At 35.3% G+C, this 17,415-nt stretch carries 13 protein-coding genes; 2 read left to right on the top strand and 11 right to left on the bottom strand.

The window, feature by feature from the left end:
• Positions 1-160: 160 nt before the first annotated feature.
• Positions 161-709 carry a helix-turn-helix domain-containing protein gene (locus CEF18_RS16850; RefSeq protein ID WP_223292383.1) on the bottom strand — a complete coding sequence of 183 codons (549 nt, stop codon included), beginning with the start codon at positions 707-709 and terminating at the stop codon, positions 161-163.
• A gap of 158 nt (positions 710-867) precedes the next feature.
• On the opposite strand from CEF18_RS16850, the gene CEF18_RS16855 reads away from it, so the two are divergent.
• Both CEF18_RS16855 and CEF18_RS16860 read left to right on the top strand, forming a co-directional pair.
• Entirely contained in the window at positions 868-969 is a 102-nt protein-coding gene (locus CEF18_RS16855; protein ID WP_110937740.1) for a YjcZ family sporulation protein, read from the top strand.
• A gap of 305 nt (positions 970-1,274) precedes the next feature.
• Positions 1,275-2,549 (top strand): IS110 family RNA-guided transposase, encoded by a 1,275-nt coding sequence (locus CEF18_RS16860; protein ID WP_110935630.1) that lies wholly within the window; start codon positions 1,275-1,277, stop codon positions 2,547-2,549.
• A gap of 806 nt (positions 2,550-3,355) precedes the next feature.
• Here the strand turns inward: CEF18_RS16860 and CEF18_RS26035 are convergent.
• From CEF18_RS26035 to CEF18_RS26570, 10 genes are all read right to left on the bottom strand, one after another.
• Positions 3,356-7,006: a YobI family P-loop NTPase gene (locus tag CEF18_RS26035; protein ID WP_190238702.1), complete on the bottom strand. Its 3,651-nt coding sequence runs from the start codon at positions 7,004-7,006 to the stop codon at positions 3,356-3,358.
• Positions 7,007-8,661: 1,655 nt separating this feature from the next.
• The gene (locus tag CEF18_RS16870) at positions 8,662-9,588 is read right to left on the bottom strand and encodes a hypothetical protein (RefSeq protein WP_110937741.1); all 927 of its coding nucleotides are present in this window, start codon (positions 9,586-9,588) and stop codon (positions 8,662-8,664) included.
• Positions 9,581-11,365, bottom strand: a complete 1,785-nt coding sequence (locus tag CEF18_RS16875) for a hypothetical protein (protein ID WP_110937742.1) — start codon at positions 11,363-11,365, stop codon at positions 9,581-9,583. The genes CEF18_RS16870 and CEF18_RS16875 overlap by 8 nt, the downstream gene beginning before the upstream one ends.
• Positions 11,366-11,427: 62 nt before the next feature.
• Complete coding sequence (locus tag CEF18_RS26040; RefSeq protein WP_183041255.1) at positions 11,428-11,586, bottom strand: hypothetical protein; 159 nt, start codon at positions 11,584-11,586, stop codon at positions 11,428-11,430.
• Positions 11,587-11,957: 371 nt separating this feature from the next.
• Positions 11,958-12,515 carry an alpha/beta hydrolase gene (locus CEF18_RS16880; protein WP_110937743.1) on the bottom strand — a complete coding sequence of 186 codons (558 nt, stop codon included), beginning with the start codon at positions 12,513-12,515 and terminating at the stop codon, positions 11,958-11,960.
• Between the two features lie 264 nt (positions 12,516-12,779).
• Entirely contained in the window at positions 12,780-13,463 is a 684-nt protein-coding gene (locus CEF18_RS16885; RefSeq protein ID WP_110937744.1) for a zf-HC2 domain-containing protein, read from the bottom strand.
• A 2-nt stretch (positions 13,464-13,465) separates the two neighbouring features.
• Positions 13,466-13,945 (bottom strand): RNA polymerase sigma factor, encoded by a 480-nt coding sequence (locus CEF18_RS16890; protein ID WP_110937745.1) that lies wholly within the window; start codon positions 13,943-13,945, stop codon positions 13,466-13,468.
• A gap of 440 nt (positions 13,946-14,385) precedes the next feature.
• On the bottom strand, positions 14,386-15,045 hold the full coding sequence (locus tag CEF18_RS16895; protein ID WP_110937746.1) for an HAD hydrolase-like protein: 660 nt from the start codon (positions 15,043-15,045) through the stop codon (positions 14,386-14,388).
• 274 nt (positions 15,046-15,319) lie between these two features.
• Positions 15,320-15,856, bottom strand: a complete 537-nt coding sequence (locus CEF18_RS16900; protein ID WP_223292384.1) for a hypothetical protein — start codon at positions 15,854-15,856, stop codon at positions 15,320-15,322.
• A gap of 1,027 nt (positions 15,857-16,883) precedes the next feature.
• Positions 16,884-17,415, bottom strand: a 532-nt coding sequence (locus CEF18_RS26570) for an IS110 family RNA-guided transposase (RefSeq protein ID WP_223292385.1), incomplete at its 5' end; no start/stop codon positions are given.

Raw genomic sequence — 17,415 nt, forward strand, 5'->3', positions numbered from 1 at the left:
GACGTTCTACCCCGGCTACTGTTATAATAAAACCATATAAAAAATGGTCAACCAGAAAAATCTGGTTAACCTTATATTACGAAAGCTCCCGTTACTTTAATAAGAAAATCTGTCACATAGAAAGCTTTTTCCTTTCTCTCTTTAGTAAATTCGTTTACTTTTATTGATTTAGGTGTGACATCCGTCTATACATGCGATCCTGCCATTCTGCATATTTATAACGTGAGTGAGATAGAACAAAGGCAATTACATAAATTTTTATCCATTTCCCTTCAAACGTTCTAATCTTTATTTCTCCAAAATCTACCTGGGTTTGTTTTCCCTTTGGCATTTCTTCCACTGCTTCGTAACTGCGGAATGTAGCTGTTTTAGGTATATGGTATTTTTCCCGTAATTCTCTGACATAAGTCCGAACAGTACTGTCACCAACTTCGGTAAAAGAGCAGTGCTCTTCTAGCCAATCTGAAATTTGTGAAGCTGACAAATCTTGATGTTCCTTTAACCATCCTAAGATTTGATCCTGAAAAGGATCTAGTTTCCGTTGTCTTACCTTCAAATTCTCCACCCACCTACACGCTTCTTCAAAATCCCTTTCAAGATATTCATAGACTGTTGTTCTCGATAAATTACATTTACGAGCAATAGCAGCAACTTTAAAACCTTGTCTTTTCAATTGGTGCACTTCCACAATCACTTCTATTTTCCACACCTTCCTGATCCCCCAACTCTCAGTTATTTTTATACTTTCTTATAATAACTGATTGGTGGAGATTTGAGCAGAAAGTGTTCAGTTTTATCGAGCAAAAACTGTCCATTTTAGTTTAGCAGTTACAGATGTACTATCCCTTACGAAAGGGGGGTTTACTAATGGGTGATTATGGATGTAAAAAAGACTCTAGTTTTGCGTTAATTGTAGTCTTATTCATTTTGTTAATTATTGTCGGTACAGCTTTCGTTAAACATTACTAAAATTTTTTGATGCGAGCGATTCTAAATAAGCGCTCGCTTTTTATATCCCCATTTCTGATTTGCATGATTCAATTTTTTATAACTACGGTTTATCGGTCAAATCCACCAAAAAAGTGAGCTGGTTTTTCATCATTCTTGTTCCACTGGGGTGTGTATGTTCAATAAGAAGAACGGAATCCTTTGTGGAAGGATTCTCCCCTATAGCATTCCTGTAGATCGTTATTTATCAGGTTTGATAAAAAAAGAGCCCCTCAGTAAAATGATTATAGACACGAACACAAATCATTCTAAGGAGGAAGCTCTATATGAAGTATAAAATGCAAAACAAACAAAATCAATTGATTGAAAGAATTTCAGACAGTCATCTCGTTGTTGGTGTTGATATTGCCCAACATATTCATGTGGCTCGTGCAGTGAATTTCCGCGGTATTGTTGTAGGTGATCCCCTATCCTTTGAAAATAATGAGGATGGATTTCATAGGTTAAAAGTTTGGATCAACGAGTTAAAACGTAAAAACAACTTACAATCTACGATCGTTGGGATGGAACCAACGGGACATTACTGGACGAACTTGTCTAAATGGTTATTAAATCAAACCATTGAGGCTGTCACAGTCAACCCTTATTTAGTCAAAAGAAATAAAGAAAATAGGGATAATACTCAATCAAAGAGTGATAAAAAAGATGCACTCGTCATCGCTGATATGGTCAAAAACGGCTACTATGCCTTCATTTACAAGACGCCTGAATCCTTCGAAAAGCTCCAAGTATTGATGTCGAATCGAGACGTTGTTGTCAAACGACTGGTCAGTTCTGTGAACCAAATCAATCGCTGGGTAGATGTCGTCTTCCCTGAGTTGCGAGAAGTTTTCAAAAACGTGACATGTAAAGGAGCCATTGCCACACTTCGGTTATTTCCTACTCCAGGAGAACTTAAAAGCTTATCTCCGGAAGACATTGTTCAAGGTTGGAGATCCACCATGAAAAGACAGCCTGGGTTCCGAAAAGCCCGTCTACTAAGTGAATTGGCTAAAGAATCTATCGGGAGCCAGACAGCACTTGATGCGTACACCTTTCACTTATCACAATTGCTAGAGGAATACGATCTTGCTTCCATACAACTCGAAAGAGTTGAACAGGAAGTCACGGAGTGCTTGAACCAAATCCCTTTCGCTATGAAACTACTGGCCATGAAAGGTATTAGTCAAATCTCACTTTCTGGCATATTAGGTGAAGCTGGTGATCTAAGTGGATTCGCCCATGGGAATGCTTTATTGCGACATGCAGGTTTACATCTAGTAGAGGCAAGTTCTGGTAAGTGGAATGGAAAAGTGGTGATCTCTAAACGAGGAAGATCCCGCCTACGGCGCTTTCTTTACTTAGCAACCATGAGTCTTGTCATGAACAACCCTGAGTTCAAAGATCTTCACTACAATAATATTCATGTTAAGAAAATGAAGGGGATGAAATCTATCATGAAATTGATCGGTAAACTAGCAAGAATATTGGTAAGCATGGCCCGTCGCAATGAATCCTATTGCCCAGAAAAAGTACAACCTTCAACTTCTATAGCTGCATAATGACGAAGACAGATTTATTTTATACCCTAATTACCTTATTAAAAATTTGAATGTTGGCTTATTCGCAGGATCCAAAGAAAGCACGGAGTACTGGATGACTTAAACAAAAGGGCTATGACCCATACCTATAGCAAAACCGGCCTCCACCCCTTGGATAGGCGTGACGAAGGAATGAGAGGGCTTATTTTATAAGACCCGTTGAGACATGGGAGGGCTAGCCTCCAGGGGCGGCGTGGAGAATACGTGCAGTATATGGTAAAAAATGGAGTTTCATCTAACTCCTTTATTCGAGCACGCCTTCATGTAGCCTTAACCATCATCACTCATTCCATTCCTCCGCTGGTCCCTTATGAAGGGTTATGGAATCCTGCGAATAAGTGAGCATTCAAGAGATATAACAATCACACTGAGGGAGTTTAAGTGAAATATTTCACAAATTCTTATATTTTCTAGTATCATGTTAACATAAATTTTCCAATTAGCACTTTTATTTGTGTTGATTTTCTTATAAAAAATCACACTAATCTGCGACAATCTGGCCCTATACACAAAGAAAGGACACAATTCTTATTACAGAATAGCGCCTGTTTGTTGAAGATCATATCCTACTGCACAGTATCGTTGGACTATGCAGTAAACTGACTGTTTTGTTAATTAATTTCCCTTAAGTTATAAAGGAGTTTTTTGAAGTTTTTAATAAGATCCAAAAAATTAATTGAGATGTTTGTAATATCGATCAGAGTAATGGAAATGAACTAATTCAGAGCGTCCATGTGACAGAAAAAAGGAGCCCTCCCCACTCCCCTTTACCTCGTATACGTAAACACCCTAAGTCTTTTCTCTTCTGGTTTAAACTGTGAGATGTAGTCTTTTCTATCCAACTCATTTAGTAGTGTTTGATTCAGGTCGTTATTGGCAATGGCTGGTCTTTTTCCACCTTCCGTGATGGCAGCATAAGGGGGGCCGATCAATTGTAGTAGCTCTGTGATCTTTTCCTGTTCTAAGGTTTTCACCTGGCTCGTTAAAAGCATCACCTTGCATTTCTTTGCCATATCGAAGGCAAACAGAGCGTCTGTTAATGCTGCACCAGCCTCCACACCCTGATGGACGATAAACTCGGCTACTTCCTCCGCGAAATCGAGCGCCTCCTCTGACTCTGATAAGATAGCAGGATCGATTTGTTTCATCAGTTTGGTTTTGTGGGTATCGGGAACATCGGAGTGGAATAACGTTTCGATTTCCTCTAGATTAAGGACATAATCGTCCTGATGGTTGACAAACCTCGCTATATTTTCTTCGATTAAAAACAAATGTAAGCCCGAGTGATTCGCTTTAATATTCTCATAGTTTTTCACTGTTAAAGATAGTACCTTATTTTCAATCAAGATTCTTACGCGAGCTTCAGGTAATTCATCTGTGGGATAGGAGCTCCACTTTGTGATACTGGCTGCTAACTTTTCAAGCGAAGCATTCTCAATCTCCTCTAATTTCATGATCTCTTCCGATAGTATGAGGCAGTCGTCTTTCTCCATCGCATCCTCATCTTCTAAACGGTACTTAGCAAGCTCCTCGGCGTGGTAGGGATCATTTAGGTAGTCAATCATTGTCTCATCAAAAGCTTGTCCCACTTTGAAATAATGAAAAACATTGTGCCAGCTGATAGTGAGTTTATCTTTTTCTAGTAAAACCTTCCACAATTCTTGATCGACCTCGGTGATATCTTGAATCAGCAAGGCTTGCTGGTCAATAATGCGCTCCTTTAAGCCCTTATCAAGATAGTTTCTATTTAATAACTCTATGATTGCCGCCTCTGTCTCCTGGCTGATTTCTTGATCCAATAAAACCTCCATGACAAACACATTTATATTCTGGTCGATGTAAGCAAGCACCTTTTCCACATTTGCATCCTCTATAGCAGAATAAGTTAAGTTGCTAACTTTTCCCTGTAAAATATCAGACAGTGTTTGCTTATTAATTTGATAGAGATTTCCCTCCACAACATAAGTAAACAATTCCTCTTTCGGTCTGAGGTGCGCTGTATTTGTAAATTTGACCTGGAGCCTGGCGAGAATGTCTTGTTCTTTTACAGATGGTAAATCCTCTGACACCTTGAGATAATCATCAAGCTCTGCAAGATAGGCTGCCAGCTTGTCCTCTTTATTGAGTTCCTCGATATCGACAACATCAGCGAAAAGCAGGATGTCAGCTAAAAAGACTTGAATCTCCTCATCTGATAGGTTAGATACTTGCTCGATATACACCCACATGTTATCCCAGTGATGACAAAGCGATTTTATAAATGATTGTTTATGTGTTGTTCTTTCCTTAAACCCAGTTATGAATTGGAAGGACGTGTCCTTTTCGTTCGTCAATTGAGACAGGATCAGCTTGAAATGTTCCTGATACTGGTCTTTCTCTAGGATAAAATCCAACAAATCAAAATTGAGTATTTCTGCCTGTTTAAATTCACTGAATCTTAGGCGTGACATAATTTTTTCGACATGCTGCAAGGAATACGAGAAGTCACGAGCCTTATAATTTTTAACGCTAAGAATAAAGTCCATATCCCTTTTGGTCAGACTACCCGGGTAGAAATAGGAAATATAATGATGGTACGTATCATCGATATATCCATGCCGCAAGAGATAAACGAGTAGAACTTTATCCAACAGTTCTGCTGGGAATACCTCCTTGTCACTTTTTGCAATCAATTCTTTTAAGGATAGATCATGGACTTCCGTTTTCTCGCGTTTTAATTGCGGGAGTTGCTGCTTAAAGGCCTCCAGTTTGTCTTCTTTTTTTAACTCAATGCTCGTTTCCCTTTCAAAGTAATTGTCTTTCGAGCCAAACACTGTTGCGATTTCATCGATAGTGGCGGTTTTAGTGCCATTTCCGATGTTATAGCTGACGTTTGTCGCATTCTTTAATTGTTCAAAAAAACTCGCCGGAATTTTTGCGTTGTTCCCAAAGTTAGTATTGTTAAGTCGAATATACTGATTATAATTTCCTATTCTAGCGCTCAAGCTATGTAAATAGATCTGCTGCAATTCCTCGATAGAAACCAGCTGTTCTGCCTTAGCCGCTTCAATTTTCTGCTCCATCTGTTTTATTCTGTCATCAAACACCGTCAATTGTTGCTCAATGATCGCATCCTTCTGCTTTATCATTTGATAGACGAGTCCCTGATTATATTGGAGTTGGGAAAAATCAACTGGATACAGATTTTTATAAATGATCAACCCGAACAGCTTGTTCGTATCAAGCTCGAGGTCTCTCCCAAGTTTTTTCTTATAAATATCGAACTCCGTATAAATATTTTTTAGAATCCGCATATCATCGACATAGAGGCTGACATCCTGAAGAAAATTCGGATCTATATCGTGCATATATGGAGACTCTATTAATCTGTCACGTAACACCTCCACGGAATTGGAAGCATGTACAATTGGTATTACCGGGATGATGAAATCAAAAAACTTTGTCCGGCTGCGGCTATGTTCAACCGTATCGATCTGGCCAAAGATATCATCCTTGATTGCATAAATAAAAACCACGCGCCTTTTTACAAGCTCGGAATTATTAATAAGTGCATTGAGCTCCCTTAACCGTTCAAAAATATCGAGACTATCAAACCGATCTAGGTCCTCAAATAGCACAACATCATATTTAGTTGCTTGAAAGAAATAAAGGATTTCATCAATGAACCTATCAAAAATCGAATTCTCATCCTTGGTTTTATCCATTTCTAGTGAAGCATTCGCAATTGTTACCTTATTAAAATTGAGGTTGCCACGCAAAAAACGATACATATGTTTTAATAGGAAAAACCCATAGACGCTAATGAAAACGAGCAATAGAATAGAGCCGATTAATGACATCGTTTCCTCACTCTGGTTGAGCACGGTATTTTCATAGAGTGTCCCAAATAGATTTGGGACAAAAAAATAGATACCCCCTGCAATAAACGCGAGAAATAAGAAGAGCTGCTGAATCGTTTGTATACTCTTCATATGTTTAATCTTTCTGAACCTAGAGAATGGGATAGTGCTATCCCTGACTCTGTATATCATTTGCTGAAGGATACTCTTTTCTAACGCGCGTTTTTCCTCCTGGCCGCCCCCACCTTCGTTATTGCCAGATGGTGTGTTGGTTTTAATACCAAAGGTTGCAAGCGAAATGTTCAAAAAGTGATAGGTCTGGTTGTGATTTTTCTCAAAGGTTCTCAAAATACTACTTTTTCCCGAGCCATACGGACCGGTAATCGCAATGTTTTGTACCTTATCATTTTCTAAGCCAGACCGAATGGCCCCAGCATAAATGCCATCCTTATCAATATCATCATTAGGCGTCAGGTCATCATATAAGGGTGTAACAGGAGGGTCTTTTAATTTGCCTACAATCCCCTCCAACGAACGAACCATCCACCTCTTCCATTTATCTTTCCACGAGTCCAACATAGAAGCCTCCCCCCATTCTATAAGAATACGTCTATTATACCATTTTTGTCGGGGGAGGTTGGTGGGTGCTATGGAGTGCGGAGTTCGTGTCTCCTTAGCTCGGTGCCATTGGCAATACCCAATTTTTCGGACAGTAAATGATTCGACAAATGTTCGTATATAAATCGGGATATTATTTCTCGTCAAGATCCTGACATGGAGCCTATGCGGGCATGATTTCTCAATCAAAGACCAACGAGATGCAAAAAGTTGGTCACACCTTAAAGGTTATCCATGCCCGCCTCTCCATATAAAGCTGTGCTTACCCCTCATGGGGTTATCTATCCATTCTTCTCTTTATGAGACCATCACGATTGAAATACTGTATTGGTGAAGTCCTTCTAATCTTCTTTGATTCCTATTTGTATTGTAATAGTACATGTATTTCTTAACGGATGTATGAACTTCATTAACCGAATAGGATAATTTGTTGATCAGTATCAGTCTACTATGTAATACAAGAGTTATTCCATGATCTGGCCCGTTTGTGGAGGACTGATCTTATTGACAGTCAATCAAATATATATAATAACTATAAGATTTTCGCTCCAAAAACTATGCTTTTATATCTTTGACTATCCAGAAGGTATGAAGTGGTAAACATTCTGTCATCATTGGCTTGCAATTAACTATCAGTAAAATACAAAATAAGAAACTTTGACAAACAATTTGCCACACAGTAAAAGGGCTACTCTACTTTACCTAAGACAGTGCAATTTCAGTAGTCCGTCACCACCAATGACTTAACTTGCAGTCAACAGAAAGCATTTTCGCTATGGCTTTGCTCTATTCCATAAAAGAATAGTTCTACTAGTGGCTCATTCTGTCTGCAATATTCATCAGATCGATAAACACCTTTTTCCTTTGCACGTTTATCCCTCCTTCAAAAACATTTAATAACAATAAAAATACTCTTGTCTTCAATATGTTTTATGAAAGATTAAACACCTAAAAATATTACATCTCTTAGAATTGTTCAACCAAAAAAACGACACCATTCCTCGAAAAGACGAAGAATAGCGTCGTTGATAACATATGTATGGTGGAGCCAAGGGGGCTCGAACCCCTGACCTCCACGCTGCCAGATGGAATCGTTGAAATAAACGGAGTTCAACCAAATTAAATACGTTAAAGGAAGTCTGGTAAATCAACGTTTTTGAGCGTCCGAAAAACAAATGAGTTAAATAAGTTTAACCTAGAAAAATAAGTGTGTGGTCAAATAAAATTTAGATAATTAAATGCAACTCCTCCAGTACTGCATTTACATTATTGATAGGCTTCTTTAAAGTGAATAATAATAAATGCTTACAGCATTCCCCCCATCTATTAACCCGTTAATTATAGTGAAACACGTTACATAAACCTTGATATAATAGCCTTTTTACTCAATCGAAACAAATAAAACATGCTGAATACACATACAGACATGAGCAAAACATGAGCATTTATCCCTTATATATTTATACATTGAGACTTATTTTAACAAATTTATCTTTCTACAAGCTTGCCTGATTGTTGATAAGACGTATCGGGATTTTTTCAATCAAGACAAAGTTAAGGGATAGAGTAGTATTAACACCCCCTCCTTTTCTTACCATTCCAGGAAGGCTCTTAAATTAATTTGGAAGATCTCGTACAAAAAGATTATAATCGGATTTTGGATATAATAGGCCCTCAATGGTAGAAATAGATTTATCACCCATTTCCAAGTTTCTTCCTACTCTTCTTTTGATCAAACCGATATCTTGTAGTGTATTGTTTTCAAATAGCAATATAAAATTCCCTTGATATTTAAAAGCCTCCGTGCCAAATACCTTTGTAGAAAAAACACGAACTTTATTTCGTTCCTTTTCTCTATATTCAACTATCTCATTTTTGTTTAGCTTAAAATGGGTTTCAAAAATAACTTGAAGAACTGAATTTCTAAGACTATCAAAGAATTCCAAAGAGTACATGATATCTTTATCCGTCCCCTTTTTTGCTAATTTCCGAATAATTATTCTGTTATGTCTTGAAAAGGGAATTACCTCTTTTGATTCCATAAATTCTTGAACATTGCCTTGTTTATTTTCTATATTAGCTTTATGTTGGCGTAGGTAACTAAATAATTTGGTGCTTTGCAATTGGAAAAAAACATTCATCCAAGCTCTATATAAATCTAAAGAATTAAATGTTCCGGAAATATTTTTTGAAGGTAGCCTTGCAAACATTTGATGAAGCGAATTTTCCAAATCCCTTCCGAGTTGATCCCCATCCTTAATTAATGAATGCACCTCGCTACAATCTTGTAATTCAGTAAGATGTTTTTGAAAATATCCCTCTTTTTCTGAACATACAGCCTCAATTTTCTTATAGGCAAGTCCAAAACTATAATAGTGTTGAAATGAACATGTATTAATCCCATTTTGATATAGTGACCAGGTTTCCGGTGATAATTTACTCTTTATGTCGTTATATCTTAGGTGAAGTGTCCTTCCAAAAGAGGTTTTTGATATTTTATCTCCGAAATGATAGGAAGCTACTAAAGTATTTATATCAATCACCCTCTTCCATGCTTCTTAATCTATAAACAATAAACTCACCTAATAGTATATTTGCAATCAAAACGTATTCTGGATTTATTTGTAATTCATTCTTTCCATGTACCAAATCGTTTCGATAGTCTCTAACCTTCCAAAACTTACTGAAATCTTCATCTGTTATAGGGATAGCAAATTGTCGAATCAAGGTTTGCATTTTAATTTTTAAAGGCGGATCTTTCAGTTTACCTAAACTTTTATCTTTTATTTTTTGCGAATATTCTTCTGTAAAAGTATTACTTTGTTCTTTTAACAGTTGCTTCAATAATTTTTTGAACTCCCTAATAATTTCATCAGGTAAAAAAGGGGCGGTTTCTATTTTATCAACCAAAAATTCCATAGATATGTTTGTATATATAACCTTATCTTCTATATCTTCTGCTTTCCAACTTCTATTCAACCACTTTAACGCATTAAATAGCTGCTTGTCTAAAATTGAATGCTGTCCGTCGTGTTTTTTATGCAGTTTTTCTTCAAACCAATCCAATTCTCTAAACATTTTTTCAAATTGGGAATCGACACTTAAAGAATTATTTTCCCACGTGTTTTTAGAATCACCTAAAATATATTCTAAGCCTATTATATTTTCTATATAATAGAGTGAAGAGCATTTAGGATTTTGATATAATCGTAATCTGTTCCATTCATTGAGCTCATTACCTAAGTTGTAAAAACTATACACTCTCTCATTTTTGGACAGTAAAATTATCATATCAATTGCATCTTGTACTTTTTGTCTCCCTAACAAATAGGCATCATATGCGTTATCTGATTCGACAATTGTTTGAGCAAAAGTGTCAAACTGACCAAGTAAATTGTGATTATATTTCTCCTCAAATCCCTTATACATATCAAAAGCATGGTCTTTAGTTAAAAAGGTTATAACCCCCAAACCAAATTCGGAATTATCTAACAGCAGATTTTCTATTGGAAGCAACACAAGGTAAGGAATGAATTTTTTTCCAAACCCCTCTATTTTAATTTGTTCCTTTAATATCCCGGAACTCCTTAAAATCGCCTGTACTGGTGAATGTGGATCAGGACTTTGATAAGAGAGGAAATCCATCTTCTTTTTACTTAATTCATGAATAAACGAGCTTAGAAAAATAGTGATTCCATCTGTACCTTTTTTCACTTCATATATTGTACCTGCTGATTCTATAGAACTACCATTTATCCAATACCTGATTACCCAATCCTCAGAAAGATGTATATTTTTCAAACCTTGGACAATATCTTGTTTACTTTTAAATTCAAATTTCCCAAAAACTAAACCACTTCTATTTGAGATAAGTAAAGATTTATGAGGTCGTATTAATTTACCATTACTGTATGTCTCACAGCTCCCACTTATTATATTTCGCTGTGTTGATGTCATGATTGATAACGATTTATATGTATCAAATCCTTTTTTTATTTTCTCCTTCTCAAAATGTTCTACAATTTCGTCAATAGACTCAATATCTATATTTATAGTGTTATATTCACTATTTAAGAAATCCCTTAAGTTTCTAAGAACACTACCTATATTCCTAATCTCTACAGGAATAATTGATCCTCTAATGAAATCAAAACCGCATATCATATAGTTTTCTTTGTTTTTTTGTTTAAGTACCAAATAATGCAAAATAATAGTCTCTTTGGAGTATAACATTGATAAAACCAAATCATTATTTTCAAATCCATTGTATGAGACACTATAACTATTTAAAAAAAGGGGTGACTCTAGTGGGTTCATCATTTATTAACTTCTCCTTAATTATATGATTGCAAATGCTACAAATCTCAGTACTACTGACCTTCTTACTCCTCCATAACTGCTTTAACTGCCATATTGTTGATATCAAGCTGATAGATTTTACATTTATCTGTAAGACTGTCGTCAATTTTCTGTCCCTTATCTAAATTTATATCTGAACCGATTAAATAAGTACCTGCCTCATCGAAACGGCATATACACATTCAACCCATGCCTTGTTCGGTACCAACACTTTTTGCTCGAGGGAAGATAATTATTACACAGTATACAGTCTACTATGTACTATGACATCACTCCACAATTGGCCCTATTCATAAGAAAAGGGCGCAATTCTTATTACAGATTTGCGCCTGATTGTTGAAGATATAATCAATAGGAATTAAGTGCTAAAGGGCAGCTAGCATCTTACACCGAAGCATCCCTATTTAAAGAATTTCCACATTCAAATTCTGTCCAAAAATTTAATAACTTCTAACCGAATACTTCACAAACCCTATCACCAACTTACCAGTAATAAGTTTCTATGAAATTATTCAACACGCTGTCCCCATATAAAAGGTTTTAACTGAACAAATTACAAGCTCTCTATATCATTCACCAATACAGGTAATCCTTTATGGAAATGGAATAAATGTTGTCTGCCTTCAAGTTCTCGTAAGGATGCTTGTGGAAGTTTTTCTGCATAGGTTTTATGATGTGTAAAAGGTACGATATCTTCGTCACGACTGTGATAAAGGAACAGGTTAGGTATTGCAGGTAGATTTTCTTCAAAATTACTTTGGAGCGTGAAATCTTTCGACTGCCAATCTTCATCTAACCCCCAGTATGGTGAAGCGATAATAAACAAACCAACGATAGTTAGATTACATGATTCTTCAGAAAGGTACTTTAATAAAACAGAACCACCCAACGAATGACCAACTAAAACCACCTCTTCGTTAAGCATATTCAATTCTTTTTCAAGCTGATTCTTCCATAATACATACTCTGGATTTTTTGGATTAGGCATCTTAGGAAAAACAGATTGATATTTATTCCTAAGTTCTTTTTCTAAATATGCTGACAGATTGCTACTTCCTTGTTCCCGGTCTTGTGGACCAGCACTATGAATAAATAAAACAGTTTTTTTCAACTTGGTATCTCCTTCCTTATCTATTAAATTTCACCTGTTTATTTAACAAACCTGCCTCTTTACTTTGAAATAAGCAAATCCCTTATTGAAGATTCGTACCCTTTAGCACTTCAACAGCAACATAAAGAGTGCTAAGCTCGTGCAACTATTGCGCCTGTTTGTTAAAGATATAATCCATAGGAGTAGGTACTAAAGGGCAGCTTGTTTACAGAACTAAAGCTTCTCCGTTAGCTGAATAACAAAAGACAAATTCTATCTATCCTATTAAAATCCAAAGTTATTCTTTACTTCTTCACTTGTCTTTGGCAATTCCATTCCCTTTTCCCAAATTAAAATTTTATCTTTGGGTGTACCATAATAAATTGTTTTAATCTCCTTGCCACGGACTAATTCTTGTTCCTTTATATCTATAAAATCATACCCTTTTTCCAATGCATATGGAGGTTGTGATTCTTTCTTTAATATTGGACGTAGTGGGGTTATATAAAAGTTTCCTTCATTATCCATATCGTATTTTATTCTATTTAAACTATATCCATCGTTTATTTCGGCATAATATACGAATTTTCCATCTTCCATTTCACTTATATCGCTAATTTCCACTACATCTGTGCCAACGCTGGTGATTTCCCAATTAAACAAGCCCACATATCCTAAAATGATTGTTGTTATCAATAGTGCACCTATTATTCCACCTTTAATAAGGGACTTTAACCGTAATCTTTTCCAAGAAGTAGATATACTTTTTATGACATTGCTATCCTTCCTATTTTCAATAATATTTTTTTCTGGAATATGGATTTCACTTTGAATTTTTTCTAATTCCATTTTGCAGTTATTACACTTTGAAAGGTGTTCTTCTACCATTCTTTTGCTATCATCACTACATATACTGTCGTAATACAACGGGAGCATATCTTTAATTATTTCACATGACACTTTACTCATTCTTATTCCTCCTTCAACAAATCTTGAATTTTTCCTTTAGATCGGTGAAACGTGACTCTTGCCCAACTCTCTGTTTTCTCAAAAAGTTGACTTATTTCTTTAAAGGGCAGTTCTCCAAATACTCTTAATGTAAAAACTTCTTTATAAGGCTCTTCTAAGGAATGTAAGACCTTATGTAAACGGAAGGTTTCTTCCTTATTCACTATCATTGATTCAATACTATTTTCGTTTATTTCTTCCGGTATATCGTTTGTATCATATCGCTTTTGTTTATCGAGATAAGTAAAGTATGTGTTTTTGGCTATTTGACAAAGCCATACATTGAGTTTGCAACTACCATTGAATTTTTCAATGCTTTTTAAAGCCTTGAAAAATGTTTCTTGCGTTATTTCTTCAGCAATCTTTTCATTAAGACTTAACGATAATACAAACGAGTAAACATCTCGGAAATATTGGTTGTATATACTCTCAAACTCTGTCACATTTTTACCTCCTTTCATAAGTAAGACTAAGTAAAGTAAGTTTTGTTACAAAAATCACAAAAAAAATTAGCAGAAGTATATTTCTGCCTATAGGTCATATCATTTATTGGTAATATAAAATTATTTTCTTTCTCGTTTTTATTAGCAAGCGAAGTCCTTATTGAAGTAAACTGCTCCTATAATTGAACAATGAAGCCATGCCACGCGATTATACATTACCTTCTTAAGTTAACCTGTTGGTTAGTTTAAGTACATACTTTTGCGTTTAACATAAATATCCAATTTTGAAGACGGAGTTATAATACAAACTGGCCCTATACATAAAGAAAGGGCGCATTCTTATTACAGAATTGCGCCTGATTGTTGAAGATAGAATCGATAAGAATTAGGACTATTAGGCAACTATCTTGTTGCACTAACGCTCTCCAATAGTTGAATAGCTATTTGTGTAATTTAGGTAATGTTGTTTTTAGCTCTGTCAAATCGTCAATTACGATATCAGCTTGAGAAAGTTCATCTTCTCGTGCAAAGTCAAAGTTGCATCCAATTGAAACTAAACCATTATGTTTGGCTGCATTTATATCTGAAAGTCGGTCTCCAACTACTACTCCATTAGTGATTCCGTATTTTTTGATAATACTCTGGACCAAATCCGATTTATTCAACGATTTAATTTGTTGAATACTAAATGTTTCCGTAACCCATTCATCCAAATGATAATAACTGACAATCGCTTTTAAATATTCCATCAAACCATTGCTTGCTATGTACATTGAGCAATCATTCTCTTTTAAATAACTAAAGACTTCTTTTACGTTAGGATATAAAGCACCTTTCCCACTTCTTATGTTTTCAATTAGTCTTTCTAGAAAATAAGCATCCGTTTGTTCTCTTTCCTCAACGGAATGATTAGGTAACAAAGTCTCCCATACTTTTGGTAAAGGAACCCCCATAATTTCACGGTATTTATCAATAGGCGTTTCCTTATCCCATGTATTTAATGACCGTAAACGGCTAAAAGCATCATTCAGTGATAATTCCAGTATCTTATCTGTTTGAAATAGCGTACCATCCATATCAAAGATTAGTGATTGTGCCATATTTTCTCTCCCTTTTAAAATAACTTATGTTTCTTCAATATTACTGCCACGTTCGTGAAACAAGGTTGCATTCGCCTTGTTCAAGTAAAGCGCCTGTTTGTGGAAGATCGTTATTGAAGTAAAGCACCTATCAGTGGAAGAAGGGATTATCCACCAAAAAATAGAATGGTAAACAAAGTTTCCGAAGAAGTGTGTGTTATATCTTGCGGAAAATGTTACAGAATTCCCTGACTTTTATAAATGGCTTCTTTACCTCTAATGTACAAATTAATCTTTAATCAAGCTTAGGAAAATAGTCAAAGTCATTTGTAATCTGTACTACGTACTTTATTTCGTCTCTATTATTAATTAAGTTTTGTTGATTGTTTTCGGAATAATTTTTTAAAAATCTCGTTCCTCCATCCGATGACCTAAAGTAGTAGCCTTCTGAGATTTTTATTTTTTGAACATCATCTTCAAAGTAAATTTCAAGTTCCACACCCTTTTTAGTACTATCAGGATAAGTAAATAACCCGGCTCCTTGATAATAAGACAAGATATCTTCTTTGCTTAATGTAGTCTGCAGATGAATGGAAGCAATTACTCCCCAATATCCTCCATTTCCAGACACAACTCCCTTTCCGTTCACTTGTTCTTTTTCTATAATTTCTGTTTGCGGAGGTAAGGGATATTCAAATAATTGTTTTGCGAAATTCTCAGATACTTCTTTTTTATCCGTCCAATTCACAGCTACGATGATAGATAAAAAAAGTAATAAGAAACCAATTACTATAAATTTCATACGGTTTTTTCTGAAAAAATTCAAGATCATAACCTTCTTCCTTAATTGAAAACGACTAATTATAACTTGAAATTTAGTAAAGGGCATCTACTTATTGCACTAACGCTTCTCTATAGTTGAATAGCTATAATAAGAATTATTTGAAAAATTAAAGAGCATGCTATTATCCACATTATTTGTATTCGTATAAAAGAATTCATTGAACTACGTGCCATTGTCTCAGCTACATTTTTAGCAACTATTAGATTAATTGGCAAAAAATACAAAGAAAACAAGATTCCCGCTGATAGTGAGATGCAAAGATGAATAATTACTAAGTTAGAGCTAAATTTCCCTACTGCACCACCGATTATATAAACGGGAATACCAGCCCATATAAAGAAGGTTAACACTAATAAAACTGATGCCATTATGACTAACATAAAGTTCCTTTTAAGTACATTTGAATAGTAATAAAAATAAAAACTCACATTACGCCCTCCAGATATGCAATAAATATCTTTGTATTTATTCAATTTTTCCTGTTTAGTTTACTCTAATAATTATGGCATTTCTTTTTCAAAATCTTCCCCCTTTAGCGCCGCAGCACCAAAGGCTTCTTCAACTATTGCTCTCCGTTAGTTCAATATCGTTTATTAAACTTATTCTTTAAAATTTTCAAAGTTATCTGTTGGCAAATAATTATAGATGCCCCTAATAATATAGCCAATATTGGTCTTTCACTACGACTTGCAAAATTAAATATTAAGATTAGACCTATAATTAAAATTACCAAACTTGATGTTGTTACAATTAACTTTACTTGCTTCAACAAAGTTCCCTCATTTCTATTGAACTCTCGCATTAAGTTTTATCTTTACCCATTCTTCTTATTCAATTATCCTGCCTCGTTAGTGGAATAAGGTGTCATTCGGTTTATTAAACTAAACCAGCTAATAGAAGTCAATATTTTTCTATAAAAATTTTTAAAACAAAATGATATACTAAAAATAAACATGCCAAATAACCTTCCTTTATCTTATTGGAAGGTTTTGGATTAATTACTTAATTATATCCCTTAAGCTAAATCTAGGAAAGTCTCTTTTCTTTTCAAAAGAATGAAAATCCAATGAACCAGCTTATTAGTACAAGCAATCATAGCTACTTTGAAGGGTTTTCCTTCTTCTCGTTTGCGATCATAAAACTCTCTAAGCCGTTTATTGCGAGAACTACGAATCCCACAGAGGGCTCCCATATATAAGGCATGACGCAATCGACTGGATCCTCTCTTGCTAATCCGATTAATTGTTGCTGTGAACTTACCAGATGAATGAACGCTCGGATCAATACCAGAGAAGACCACTAGTTTTTTAGGATGATTAAACCGTTCGATCTCTCCGATTTCGGAAATTATCGTTGCCGCGATTTTCCCTCCTATTCCAGGGATCGATTGTCTAATCTTATATTCTTCTATTTCTTCTGCCAGGGCATCTATTTGGTCATCTAACTTTGAAAGATGCTCTTGGTACTGGAGAAGCATTTGAATATACATTTGAAGACTAATCAAATGGCTCTGGTACAGAGTGTTTTTAAATGGATTGCGATGAGCT

The sequence above is a fragment of the Salipaludibacillus neizhouensis genome (assembly GCF_002886185.1).
Lineage (GTDB): Bacteria > Bacillota > Bacilli > Bacillales > Salisediminibacteriaceae > Salipaludibacillus > Salipaludibacillus neizhouensis.